Source organism: Myroides oncorhynchi (assembly GCF_020905415.1).
Taxonomy (GTDB): domain Bacteria; phylum Bacteroidota; class Bacteroidia; order Flavobacteriales; family Flavobacteriaceae; genus Flavobacterium; species Flavobacterium oncorhynchi_A.
Genome location: NZ_JAJJMP010000001.1, coordinates 1,564,851 through 1,578,476, shown reverse-complemented (window position 1 = coordinate 1,578,476; position 13,626 = coordinate 1,564,851). Strand labels below are relative to the sequence as shown.

10 protein-coding genes are annotated in these 13,626 nt (G+C 37.5%); 9 read left to right on the top strand and 1 reads right to left on the bottom strand.

Annotated features, from left to right (window positions below; genetic code table 11):
• Positions 1–128: 128 nt before the first annotated feature.
• The 4 genes from LNQ81_RS06975 to LNQ81_RS06960 all read left to right on the top strand — a co-directional run bounded on the left by LNQ81_RS06975 (position 129) and on the right by LNQ81_RS06960 (position 7,606).
• Entirely contained in the window at positions 129–1,322 is a 1,194-nt protein-coding gene (locus tag LNQ81_RS06975) for a trans-sulfuration enzyme family protein (RefSeq protein WP_229945429.1), read from the top strand.
• Between the two features lie 47 nt (positions 1,323–1,369).
• On the top strand, positions 1,370–5,104 hold the full coding sequence (metH, locus tag LNQ81_RS06970) for a methionine synthase (RefSeq protein WP_255669426.1): 3,735 nt from the start codon (positions 1,370–1,372) through the stop codon (positions 5,102–5,104).
• Positions 5,101–6,060, top strand: coding sequence for a methylenetetrahydrofolate reductase [NAD(P)H] (metF, locus tag LNQ81_RS06965; RefSeq protein ID WP_229945428.1), 960 nt, complete (start codon positions 5,101–5,103; stop codon positions 6,058–6,060). Before metH ends, metF begins: the two co-directional genes overlap by 4 nt.
• Positions 6,061–6,754: 694 nt before the next feature.
• Positions 6,755–7,606 (top strand): DUF4349 domain-containing protein, encoded by an 852-nt coding sequence (locus tag LNQ81_RS06960; protein WP_229945427.1) that lies wholly within the window; start codon positions 6,755–6,757, stop codon positions 7,604–7,606.
• Between the two features lie 67 nt (positions 7,607–7,673).
• Here the strand turns inward: LNQ81_RS06960 and LNQ81_RS06955 are convergent, their stop codons facing one another.
• On the bottom strand, positions 7,674–8,771 hold the full coding sequence (locus tag LNQ81_RS06955) for a redoxin family protein (protein WP_229945426.1): 1,098 nt from the start codon (positions 8,769–8,771) through the stop codon (positions 7,674–7,676).
• Positions 8,772–9,178: 407 nt separating this feature from the next.
• Here LNQ81_RS06955 and LNQ81_RS06950 point away from each other — a divergent pair, with 407 nt between their 5' ends.
• The 5 genes from LNQ81_RS06950 to LNQ81_RS06930 all read left to right on the top strand — a co-directional run bounded on the left by LNQ81_RS06950 (position 9,179) and on the right by LNQ81_RS06930 (position 13,525).
• Positions 9,179–10,357 carry an acyl-CoA dehydrogenase family protein gene (locus tag LNQ81_RS06950; RefSeq protein WP_229945425.1) on the top strand — a complete coding sequence of 393 codons (1,179 nt, stop codon included), beginning with the start codon at positions 9,179–9,181 and terminating at the stop codon, positions 10,355–10,357.
• A gap of 83 nt (positions 10,358–10,440) precedes the next feature.
• The gene (locus LNQ81_RS06945) at positions 10,441–11,211 is read left to right on the top strand and encodes a DUF3050 domain-containing protein (RefSeq protein ID WP_229945424.1); all 771 of its coding nucleotides are present in this window, start codon (positions 10,441–10,443) and stop codon (positions 11,209–11,211) included.
• A gap of 66 nt (positions 11,212–11,277) precedes the next feature.
• Positions 11,278–11,994 carry a 3-ketoacyl-ACP reductase gene (locus tag LNQ81_RS06940; RefSeq protein WP_229945423.1) on the top strand — a complete coding sequence of 239 codons (717 nt, stop codon included), beginning with the start codon at positions 11,278–11,280 and terminating at the stop codon, positions 11,992–11,994.
• A gap of 268 nt (positions 11,995–12,262) precedes the next feature.
• Positions 12,263–12,982: a monofunctional biosynthetic peptidoglycan transglycosylase gene (mtgA, locus tag LNQ81_RS06935; RefSeq protein ID WP_229945422.1), complete on the top strand. Its 720-nt coding sequence runs from the start codon at positions 12,263–12,265 to the stop codon at positions 12,980–12,982.
• A 72-nt stretch (positions 12,983–13,054) separates the two neighbouring features.
• Positions 13,055–13,525, top strand: a complete 471-nt coding sequence (locus LNQ81_RS06930) for a hypothetical protein (RefSeq protein WP_229945421.1) — start codon at positions 13,055–13,057, stop codon at positions 13,523–13,525.
• The last annotated feature ends 101 nt before the right edge of the window (positions 13,526–13,626 follow it).

Here is a 13,626-nt window from a genome sequence, read left to right as displayed (position 1 = left end):
GCTTACAGTTAACGGACTAACCAACGTAACTGTAAAAGTGACACAAAATATTGTGTCAAACACACTGTTAACCGCTGTCGCGGATTTGCAATCCGTGACGAGATTAATTTATAAAAACCAAAAACAAGATGAGTACAACTAACAATGAAGAAGGATGTTGTTTTGAGACACAAGCCATAAGAACACAGACAGAGCGCTCCCAATACAATGAGCATTCTACACCACTTTACCTAACCTCAAGCTTTGTCTTTGACGATGCTGAGAATATGCGTGCCGTATTCGCAGAAGAAGTAGACCAATATTCTTACTCTCGCTTTACTAATCCTAATCAGACAGAACTTGTAGAGAAGATAAGACTATTTGAACACGCAGAAGCAGGATACGCATTTGCAACAGGTATGGCAGCTGTGTACTGTAGCTTGTTCCCTTTATTAAAAGCCGGTGACCACATTGTTTCTTGTTCTAACATCTTTGGTTCTACGAGGGGGTTGTTTAGTACTATGTTTCCTGAGTGGGGAGTTGATACAAGTTACTTTGATCTAAACCAGGTTTACGATGTAGAGCAATTGATTCAACCCAACACGAAGATACTCTTTGCAGAAAGTCCGACTAATCCAGGGGTTGATATATTAGACTTAGCCCACTTAGGAGAGATAGCGAAGAAGCACAACCTTATTTTTATTGTTGACAACACCTTTGCTACACCCTACCTACAGAACCCTATTCTCTTAGGAGCACACGTAGTGATACACTCAGCGACTAAGTTAATCGATGGTCAAGGTAGAGCTTGCGGAGGAGTGACAGTAGGTAATAAAGAATATCTAAATAAGATATACCTATTTGGTCGTACCATCGGCTCGAGCATCTCTCCCTTTAACGCATGGGTGTTATCGAAGAGCCTTGAGACTTTAGCTGTGCGAGTAGATAGACATTGTGAAAATGCCTTGACCATAGCGGAGTATTTAGAACAACACCCAGCGGTAGAGTTTACTAAATACCCTTTCTTACCAAGTCATCCACAATACGAAATAGCAAAAAAACAGATGAAACAAGGAGGTAACATCATTGCCTTTGGTATCAAAGGAGGACTTGATGCAGGTAGAGCATTCTTAAATGCCTTACAGCTATGTAGTCGTTCTGCGAACCTTGGAGATAGTAGAACTATCGTTACACACCCTGCTTCAACAACACATAGTAAAGTTCCTGCAGAAGAAAAACTTGCCACAGGTATTACAGACAACCTGATTCGTCTATCTGTAGGCTTAGAGAATACAAAAGATATTATCCGTGACTTAGAACAAGCATTAGCTGCTGCACAGTAAAATGTACGTAAAGACACTTCAAAACAAATTGATTAAAAGAGAAAATTATGTCAACAACACTTATACAGACTGATATCAGAAGCCTATTAAAAGAACGCACTTTAGTACTCGATGGAGCCATGGGTACTATGCTTCAGGCTTACCGATTCTCAGAAGAAGACTTTAGGGGTGAGCGCTTTGCTGATTGTGCTCATTCACTAAAGGGAAATAACGACTTGTTGTCAATCACTCAACCTGAAGCTGTTAAAGAAGTTCACAGACAATATCTTTTAGCAGGAGCTGATATTTTATCGACTAATACCTTCTCAAGTACTACCATAGCTATGGCTGATTACCACCTTGAAGATATAGTATATGAATTAAACTACCAATCGGCTAAAATAGCAAGAGAAGTAGCAGATGAAGTAGAAGCATTAAATCCAGATAGACCCCGCTATGTAGCAGGAGCTATCGGACCGACTAATAAGACTGCAAGTTTATCTCCTGATGTTAATAACCCAGGATATAGAGCTATTACTTTTGAAGAACTTCGCAAAGCTTATAAACAGCAAGCTGAAGCCTTACTAGACGGAGGATGTGATTTACTTTTAGTAGAGACCATATTCGACACGCTAAATGCTAAAGCAGCTTTATTTGCCATAGACGAAATACAAGCAGAGCGAGGGATAGATATTCCGATAATGATATCAGGGACTATTACTGACGCATCAGGACGTACCTTATCAGGGCAAACAGTAGAGGCATTTCTTATTTCTATTGCACATATTCCTTTATTGAGTATTGGATTTAACTGTGCCTTAGGAGCGGAGCAATTAGAGCCGTATATCAAACAGCTAAGTCAACATGCTGCTGTCAACATCTCTGCTCATCCTAATGCAGGTTTGCCTAATGCCTTTGGTGAATATGATCAAACGCCTACGGAGATGAAGCAACTTATCGATAGCTTCCTTAGTCAAAACTTAGTGCAAATCATCGGTGGGTGCTGTGGTACTACACCAGAGCACATCAGGTTGATTGCTGACGCAGTAGAGAATAATAAAGCTGCGAGAAAGACACACCCTCGTAGCACACCTAAACCTGTGCTTGCCTTATCAGGATTAGAACCGCTTTACGTGACTGCCGAAGCTAATTTTATAAACATCGGTGAGCGTACTAACGTTACGGGTTCTCGTAAGTTCCTTCGTTTGATTAAAGAAGAACTATTCGACGAAGCACTTGCCATCGCAAGAGAGCAAGTAGAAGGAGGGGCTCAGGTTATCGATATCAATATGGACGAGGGACTGTTAGACGGTGTACACTGTATGACTAACTTCCTAAACTTGATCGCATCAGAACCAGACATTTCTAAAGTGCCTATTATGATTGATAGTTCTAAATGGGAAATTATAGAAGCCGGTCTTCGCGTTGTACAGGGTAAGGCTATCGTTAACTCTATTAGCCTTAAAGAAGGAGAAGAGTTATTTATCGAACACGCTAAACTTATCAAACGCTATGGCGCTGCTACAGTAGTGATGGCATTTGACGAGAATGGACAAGCGGATTCCTTAGAACGAAGAATAGAGATATGCAGACGCTCTTATGATATATTAGTTAACCAAGTAAATTTCGCACCTCAGGACATCATCTTTGACCCTAACATATTTCCTGTTGCTACAGGGATGGAAGAGCATAATAACAATGCTTTAGACTTTTTTAATGGAACCAAATGGATTAGAGAGAACCTTCCTTATGCCAATGTAAGTGGTGGTGTAAGTAATGTCTCTTTCTCCTTTAGAGGGAACAATAAAGTACGTGAAGCAATGCATGCTGCCTTCCTTTACCACGCTATACAGCACGGTATGAATATGGGGATAGTGAATCCTGAGATGTTAGAAGTCTACGATGAGGTGGATAAGGATCTAATGATACATGTAGAAGACGTTCTTTTAAATAGACGACCTGATGCGACGGAGCGATTACTTGACTTTGCGGAGAGCATTAAGAACGAGAATAATCCTCAAATAACAGAAGCTAAGATACAAGAATGGCGCTCAGGTAGTATCCAAGACCGTTTGACTCACGCTTTAGTGAAGGGTATCGAGGCACATGTAATCGAAGATACTGAAGAAGCCCGCCTTAGCGTACCTCAACCTATCCAAGTGATAGAACAATATCTAATGAATGGGATGAACGTAGTCGGTGACTTATTTGGCGCAGGAAAGATGTTCTTACCTCAGGTAGTAAAGTCTGCCCGTGTGATGAAGAAAGCCGTAGCATATCTGTTGCCTTATATTGAAGAGAGCAAAAAGCAGAATGCAGAAGCACACATCGGTAACGCAGGCAAAATACTAATGGCTACCGTTAGAGGGGATGTACACGATATCGGTAAGAATATAGTAGCGGTAGTATTAGCGTGTAATAACTATGAGATTATCGACCTTGGCGTAATGGTGTCTCCTGAGAAGATCATTGAAACAGCTATTAAGGAGCAAGTAGATATCATCGGATTAAGTGGGCTTATCACACCGTCATTAGATGAGATGGTTCACTTAGCTAAAGAGTTAGACAAGGTCAACTGTACTATCCCGATTATGATCGGTGGGGCAACTACTTCACGTGTTCACACTGCTGTGAAGATAGCACCCGAGTATAAGAACTGTGTCGTACATGTACACGATGCTTCCCGTTCTGTAACTATTGCTAACCAACTTTTACAAAAAGAAGTAGAAGCTACGTTTAAGGGCAATATCAGAGCAGAGTATGATCAGCTGAAACGTGATTACTTAGGAAGAGCAAGAGACAAAAGTTACATCACTATTGACCAAGCTCGTGCTAATAAAGTCAAGGTAGAATGGGATGCTAAGGACATTGTCAAACCTAATTTTATAGGAACTAAAACAGTCACTGTAGAGTTAGACGAGTTATTGCCTTTTATCGACTGGGCACCTTATTTCCGCTCATGGCAGTTATATGGTAAGTTTCCAGAGATATTGACAGATGAGGTAGTCGGACAGACAGCTACACAGGTTTACGACGATGCACTTATTATGTTAGACAAGATTATAAACGAGCGTTGGTTTGAAGCAAGAGGTATCTTAGGTATTTTCCCTGCAAATCAAGTTAACGATGACGACATCGAAGTCTATAACGAACAAGGTGAGGCATTAGACAAGTTACTAACACTGCGTCAACAGTCATTAAAGAATGTAAAAGCACCGAATATAGCACTTGCAGACTTCGTAGCACCTAAAGACAGTGGATTAGAAGACTACATCGGACTGTTCTGTGTAAGCACAGGCTTCGGTGTAGATGAGAAAGCTAAGCTATACGAAGACGACCTTGACGATTACAGTGCGATTATGGTTAAGGTATTAGCAGACCGCTTAGTAGAAGCCTTTGCAGAGTACCTACATCACCGTGTCCGTAAAGAGATTTGGGGATATGCATCAGATGAACGTCTTAGCAATGCAGAATTAATCAAAGAAGAATACCAAGGTATCAGACCTGCACCAGGATATCCAGCTTGTCCTGATCATTTAGAGAAAGGTACAATATGGAAAGTACTACAAGTAGAAGAACGCATCGGTGTAAGCTTAACAGAAAGCTATGCGATGTACCCTGCCTCGTCTGTATCAGGTTATTATTTTGCTCATCCACAAAGTAGATACTTTGGATTGGGAAAAATAGAACAAGACCAATTAGCAGACTATGCAGAAAGAAGAAATATAACGACAGAAGAAGCAGAGCGTTGGTTATCACCCAACTTAGCTCAAAACAATAAATTAACGACTAACGAATCATGAAAGTAACAGAACATATCCAAAAAGCAAATGGTAAAACTCAATTCTCATTTGAGATATTACCTCCGTTAAAAGGGCAAAACATTCAAGGAATATTTGACTCTATCGAACCGCTAATGGAGTTTGAACCTCCTTTCATAGACGTGACGTATCACCGCGAAGAATATGAGTACAAAGAAGCAGGCAACGGACTGTGGGAAAAAAGAGTTGTCAGAAAAAGACCAGGAACTGTCGGCATTTGTTCGGCTATCCAAAATAGATTCAAGTTGGACGCCATACCGCACATCTTGTGCGGAGGCTTCACCAAAGAAGACACCGAAAATTTCCTTATAGACCTTGACTTCTTAGGCATTGACAACGTCGTTGCCCTAAGAGGAGATGCTGTAAAGAACGAAACTTACTTTAAACCTGAACATAAAGGAAACAAGTACGCCTCTGAATTAGTAACCCAAATAAACGAACTAAACCAAGGTATCTACTTAGACCCAGAACTTGAGAATACCAGTAAGACGGACTTTTGTATAGGAGTAGCGGGCTACCCTGAGAAACATATGGAAGCTCCTAACTTTGACACTGACCTAAAGTACTTAAAGCAGAAAATAGACAATGGTGCAGAGTATATCGTTACTCAAATGTTTTTTGACAACAGTAAGTTCTTTGCCTTTGTGGACAAGTGTAGAGCCATCGGTATTAATGTACCTATTCTACCCGGACTTAAACCATTAGCTACACTAAGTCAACTAAATCTATTACCTCAACGCTTTAAAGTTGACCTACCAGACGACTTAGTGGCTGAGGTCTTAAAAGCAAAAGACAATGTAGCCATCCGTGAGATCGGTATTGAGTGGTGCGCTCAGCAGTCAAAAGAACTAATAGAAGCAGGCATCCCTATCGTACACTACTACTCTATGGGTAAATCTGATAATATAAAAAAGATTATCAAGATTGCTACTGCTTAGTTAACAGTGATGAGTAATGAGTGAGCAGTGATGAGTAATCAGACAGTAATAAGCTGTCATTATTTATAAATTGGTTGTAATCAGAAACCTCTTGTCTATATAGCAAGGGGTTTTATGTTTTTATACAGGTTATAATTCCATACAGTAATCACCATCTACATCCACCATCCATGTCATGCTGAAGGATGAAGCATCTCACATATAACTCCACACAGCATAAAACATCTAAAGATATTTTATGTGGGCGTAAAGTGTTACGCCCCTACCGTAGTGCGCAAACATAACGCAATCATTATCGACAATCTGCATCCGCAATAGTACAGGCGTATTACTATACGCCGCGCAACGTACATCCACCATCTATGTCATGCTGAAGAATGAAGCATCTCACATATAACTCCACACAGTAACCACAATACTTGCGTTGGCGCAGACTTGTAATCCGTGCCGTGTATGTCCACACAGTAACTACCATCATTATCGACAATCTACATCGACAATAGTACGGGCGTATTACTATACGCCCCCCAATGTACGCCTACACATCAAAACACCTTGTCAATCAAAAACAACCCTTTTTGATTGACAAATAAGATTATTGTTTACCTCTCTCTCCACATAAACAAATATTTAAACCTCTACTACATTATATACCTAACATCTATTACATTTGTCTATAAAAACATCAAATACTATGAAAAAGACACTTAATCTATTAACCTTAATGCTATTTATAGCCGTAGCCTCTTGTGCTAAATCAGGAGAGCTTAGCGAGGCGTCTGTCGCATCCCTTCAAGACATTAGTACAACAGATGCTGCTGCTGAATCTGCAAGTGACAACACTACGGAAGTTAAACAAAATCAAGATACAGCTGAAGAAGTAACAGCTCCTGAACGCATGATCGTGAAGCAAGGAAGCATACGCTTTGAAACTTCTAATGCACAAGAAACGAGAAAAAACATTGCTACAAGCATTAAAAAACTAAACGGATACCTATCACAAGATAGCTCTACAGTATATGGCAATCAAACAGAATATACTATAGAAATACGTATCCCTACTAAGAACTTCGAAACCTTATTAGAAGGTGTAACTGCCACTGCAACTAAAGTAGATAATAAGAATATCAGTGCCTTAGATGTAACAGAAGAGTTCATCGATGTAGAAGCGAGAATCAAAACAAAAAAGGAAATAGAAGAACGCTATAAAGAGTTGCTAAAACGAGCGAATTCTATTGAGGATATTCTTAAAATAGAAAGTGAATTAGGAACTTTAAGAGCTGATATAGAATCGTTCGAAGGACGTTTAAAATACCTAAAGAGTAGAGTTTCACTAAGCACACTCTCTGTTACTTTTTACGAAAAAGGAGAATCTACCACAGGCTTTGGATACGAGATCTCATCAGCCTTTGGCTCAGGTTGGGAAAATCTATTGTCATTTGTCATCGGAATATTCTATATATGGCCATTCATCCTTATCGGTACAGGACTATTCTTTGTGATAAGACGCATCCGAAAACGCAGAAAACAGAATAAAGTAAATTAGTATAAAGCAAACGCCCTTCCATACAGAAGGGCGTTGGTTTTTTATAACTATAGATAGAAACAAAACTCTACTTCATCAACGCTCTCAACTGTTCTTCGAAGTCATCTTCTAACCCTTGATCAAATATCTTTAGCACTCTGCCTTCTAGATTAAATAACACATAATAAGGAGTTCCTCTCATCCTATATTTAGCTATGGTTGAGCTCATCATTCCTTTTTTATCCCAAACAATTACTCCCTTATCTCCTTTTAAATCTTTATACTGTTTTGCACTAACTAAATCATTATCTATACAATAAGTCACATGTACTAGCTTATCCTCTAATGCTTCCGTTATCTTAGTCGTTATAGGAACAGCCTGACGACAAAACCAACAATATGGAGAAGAAAAGTCAAGTAACACATACTTACCTTTAAAATTGTCACTAAACTTACTCTCTTTTTGGTTTAAATCTAAAGCTATAAAATCATAATACTTATCTCCTTTCACTAATGGTTCTTTATCTAACAAGGTTTTTAAAAATACCACAGCATCAGTATTTAGATATTGATTATCGACTAAATTATACAGTTCTTTATGATGATTAGTATTGTCATCATTAATTATAAATCCCAATATATAACGTCCATAATCAGTATTAATATTTTTCTTTAGAAACTCATAATCTAAGTCTTTGATATTTTGCTCCATACGTAAATATTCCTCCTTGTAAGAAGCCATAACACTATCTTGAGACATCCCCTCTTCTACAAGTTTAGATATTTTACTTTCTATTACATCTCGTGCTATTCTAACATCTTTAGTTAACAACTCACTCTCATATCTTAAACCATCATAAGCAGACCCCTCCGCTTGTAGATATTTTAAATTATTTACATTACCTTCAATAGTAACAGACTCATTCCCCAAGAAAAAAGAAGTGTACTTAAAATCTTCTCCATTCTTGATAAACAAATAGACGGAAGTAGGTGCTTTAATAATCTGAGTTTCTACTTCAAATACTCCATCTACTGCTTTAAACTCTATTTCTTGCTTATCATAAGAAAGACTCAAAGTAGCCTCATTAGGTATCCCTTCTATCTTACCCTTTATTCTAAGTTTATCTTGTGCTATTACTCCTATTGAACAAAACAATAAAAGCATATATAGTAACTTATTAGTCATAATCTACTCCATTTAGCTAGCTAAGATAACAAAACATTAGAAAAATAAATATCATAAATCAAACGGTTATAACGGCATCACATTAAACCTAAAATCTACATAGTGCTTTTTGTACTGACCCGGCCTGAAATAGGGGTGGTCGGCTTGTGATCGGCATATGATAGGCAGGTGGTCGCCTTAAAATATGCTATTTTAAGCCTATCATATACCGATAACTTAACTACCACTTACTGACCATTACCTAATTAAATCAATAAGAACAATATTTTTTACGATGCTGTAAATAGAGTTTTTATGAATACAGTGTTCGTAAAAAGAAAGGATAATCAGAATTAAATTATCTAAAAATTGGTCAATTCGAAATATTGTCTATTTTTGTTATACAACCAAAAAAAAGATATTGATATATGAAACCAGATTTATTTCAGGCACCTGATTATTACCTATTAGACGACTTGCTTACAGACGAGCATAAGTTGATTAGAGATACAGCTAGAGCATGGGTAAAGAGAGAGGTAAGCCCTATCATCGAAGACTTCGCTCAACGTGCAGAATTTCCAAAACAGTTAGTACCAGGGTTAGCCGAGATAGGTGGATTCGGTCCATATATCCCTACAGAATATGGAGGTGCAGGCTTAGATCAAATTTCGTATGGTCTAATCATGCAAGAGATCGAAAGAGGTGATTCAGGTATCCGTTCTACCTCTTCTGTTCAATCTTCATTAGTGATGTATCCGATATGGAAATACGGAAATGAAGCACAACGCATGAAATATCTGCCTAAGTTAGCGAGTGGAGAGTTTATCGGATGTTTTGGATTGACAGAACCAGATCACGGATCTAATCCAGCAGGTATGTTGACTAACTTTAAAGATATGGGAGACCACTACCTACTTAACGGAGCGAAGATGTGGATCTCTAATGCACCATTTGCTGACATCGCTGTTGTATGGGCAAAGAATGAAGAAGGACGTATCCATGGGCTTATCGTAGAGCGTGGTATGGCAGGCTTCACTACTCCTGAAACACATAACAAATGGTCACTGAGAGCTTCAGCTACAGGTGAACTAATATTTGATAATGTAAAAGTTCCTAAAGAAAACTTACTTCCTAATAAATCAGGATTAGGTGCCCCACTAGGGTGTCTTGATTCGGCTAGATATGGTATCGCTTGGGGTGCTATAGGGGCAGCAATGGACTGTTATGACACTGCGCTGCGCTACTCTAAAGAGCGCATACAGTTTGACAAACCAATCGGGGCTACTCAACTTCAACAAAAGAAATTAGCAGAGATGATCACAGAGATTACTAAAGCACAGTTACTAACATGGAGATTAGGAGTACTTCGAAATGAAGGAAGAGCTACGTCTGCCCAAATCTCTATGGCAAAGCGTAATAATGTAGCTATGGCATTAGACATCGCTCGCGATGCTCGTCAGATGCTAGGTGGTATGGGAATCACTGGAGAATATTCTATCATGCGTCATATGATGAACTTAGAATCTGTAGTAACGTATGAAGGCACACATGATATTCACCTGTTAATCACAGGTATGGATGTAACAGGATTTGCAGCATTTAAGTAATAAATACATCAATAGATAAACTTTATATAAAGAGCTTCGCCTTTCGGTGAAGCTTTTTTACTTTTGCACCAAATTAAGTAGATATGACTATTCAAGAAATCAATGTACAAATCGCTGAAGAAAGAAATGCTTTACTTCAACACCCACTTTATAATAAGATAAAGACAATACCAGACTTATGTGCTTTTATGGAAGGGCATGTATATGCGGTTTGGGATTTTATGTCCTTACTTAAAGCGTTACAACAGCAATTAACTTGCACAACGACTCCTTGGTTTGCATCCCCATATCCACAGACACGTTATTTGATAAATGAAATCGTCTTGGCAGAGGAATCAGACTTGGCTTATGATGGTCAACGTCTTAGTCACTTCGAAATGTATCTAGATGCAATGTTAACAGCTAATGCTGATACTACAGGTATCACAGCTTTAATCAACAATCTAAAAGGAGGTACACCTATCTTCGAAGCAATTGCAAAAACAGATCTAGATACAGGAATTAAAGAATTTCTAGACTTTACGTTTAAAACTATCGAGACAGGTAAATCACACGAGATAGCAGCGGCCTTTACTTTCGGACGTGAAGACTTAATTCCGTCGATGTTTAAAGAGATTCTAAAAGGGTTTCAACAGAACTTCCCTGAAACAGACTTAACAAAACTAGTATATTACTTCGAACGCCATATCGAATTAGATGGAGATGAACATGGCCCAATGGCTATGAAAATGATTTCTGAGCTATGTGGTGAAGATGAACAGAAGTGGAATGACGTAGTGGTAATCTCAAAACAAGCGCTAATAAAACGCTATAATTTGTGGAATTCTATCAAAAAGTTTATAGATAAGAATTAAATTTAACATTAGGGAAACACTAATTTTCTAATAAATTACATATCTTTACATTAAAGCATTAAAAACATGAAATTGAAAGGTAAAAACGCAATTATCACAGGTGGTGGAAGAGGATTAGGTAAAGCAACAGCAATCGCTTTTGCTCAAGAAGGGATAAACGTAGCTATTACTGGTAGAAACGAAAAAACATTGCAAGCGACAGTTACAGAATTAGAATCATTAGGAGTGAAAGCTACTTATGCAGCATTTGATGTAACTGACAAGGCAAAAGTAAAAATAAAGATAGCAAATATTATAAATACATTAGGAGGAGTAGATATATTAGTGAATAATGCTGGTATATCAGAGTTCGGAAAGTTTACAGATATGTCCGCTGAGCGTTGGGAAGAGATTCTATTAACTAACGTAATGGGAGTATATAATGTTACTAAAGAAGTACTACCTCATCTAATCGACCAGAACGAAGGAGATATCTTTAACGTAGCTTCTACAGCTGGTCTTAACGGAAATGCAACTACGTCTGCATACTCTGCATCTAAATTTGCAGTGATTGGAATGTCTGAATCACTGATGAAAGAAGTACGTAAGAATAATATCAGAGTGTGTACACTAACACCAAGTACTATCGCTTCAGATATGTCGATAGATTTAGGTCTTACCGATGGTAATCCTGATCATATCTTACAACCTGAAGACTTCGCCGAACTTATCGTAGCTACATTAAGATTACCTAGAAGAGCCATGGTTAAAACAGTATCCCTGTGGACAACTAACCCTCAATAAATTAAGGGAAGAGACGTATGTCTAATTTCTTATTACTTATTATGATTACAACCTAAACTCGCTACTATGGCGAGTTTTTTATTTAAATAGTATAGGCTAACCAAATAAACAGACATTAATACAAACAAATTATGTATCAACCAATTAACAACCTTTAATCAGTATATTTAATATTCTATTAATCAAGAAATACATTAAATCTATTTTTTGAAAAATGAACCATTATTTTAATTACTTTTGCTCCGTTTTTTAACCCTCTTCTTTCGTTATGATAAGAAAAATAACACGATTTATCTTTAAGGCTATTCTAGCTTTTTTCATATTGAGTTTAACTTCAGTAATTTTCTTTCGCTTTGTGCCGATTCCTTATACTCCGTTAATGTTCATCAGATTATATGAACAAGTTAAGGATGATAACCCCATGACACTCCAACATAGCTGGGTACCGATGGAAAACATCAGTACTAACTTACAGAAAGCCGTTATCACTAGTGAAGATGGTACATTTCTTCAACACAATGGATTTGACTTTAAAGCCATTGAAAAGGCAATGAAAAATAACGAGAAAGGAAAGAAAATAAAAGGTGGAAGTACAATATCACAACAAACGGCTAAAAATGTATTCTTATGGCCTGGTCGTAGTTATATCCGAAAAGGATTTGAAGCATACTTTACTGTTTTAATAGAATTAATTTGGCCAAAAGAAAGGATACTAGAAGTATATCTTAATAGTATAGAAATGGGTGATGGAATATACGGTGCCCAAGCAGCAGCTCAACATTGGTATAAGAAAGATGCTAAAAACTTAACTGCAAGAGAAGCAGCTGGTATTGCAGTAATCTTACCAAACCCACGTAGATATAAAGCTAATAACTCTGGTCCATATATCAACAGAAGGAAAAACACAATAACACAATACATAAACGGGTTTGGCTCTTTAAATTTCAAAAAAGAGGATTCATTACAAAAGAAGAAAGATAAAAAATAACATTTTATAAGTGAAAAACACAATTGTATATTTATTTTTTCTAACTTTGATATGAACTAAAATAGAATTACTATGAAAAAAGTATTGTTATCATTCGCTGTTGTAGGACTATTATTCGCTACATCATGTAAGGACAAAGTAGAAGGAGAACCTTCTACTGAATCAGTAGAAACTACTACAGAAACACCTGTTGAAACAACAGAAGCTACTGCTGAATTCGAAAAAGCTAAAACTGACGCTGAGACTAAATTAGCTGAAGCAAAAGCTGCAGTAGAAGAAGCAATCAAAAAAGGAGATAAAAAAGCAGAAGAACAAGCTAAAAAAGCTTTAGAAACTGCTCAAAAAACTTGGGATGATGCTAAAGCCAAGGTAGAAGAAGTAGCAGGTAAGACAGGTAAAGCTGTAGAAGACGTTACTGAAGCTACTAAAGAAAAAGCAGCTGAGGTAAAAGAATCTGTTAAAGAAGCAACTGAAGCTACTAAAGAAAAAGCGGCTGAAGTAAAAGGTAAAGCTGAAGCTATATCTGATATAATAAAAAAATAATATCAAAATGGTATGTAAAAGGAGTTCTTAGGAACTCCTTTTTTTATACATTTTAACCAATTAATCATCCCAAGTCAATAATAGTTTTCAATAGTCACATA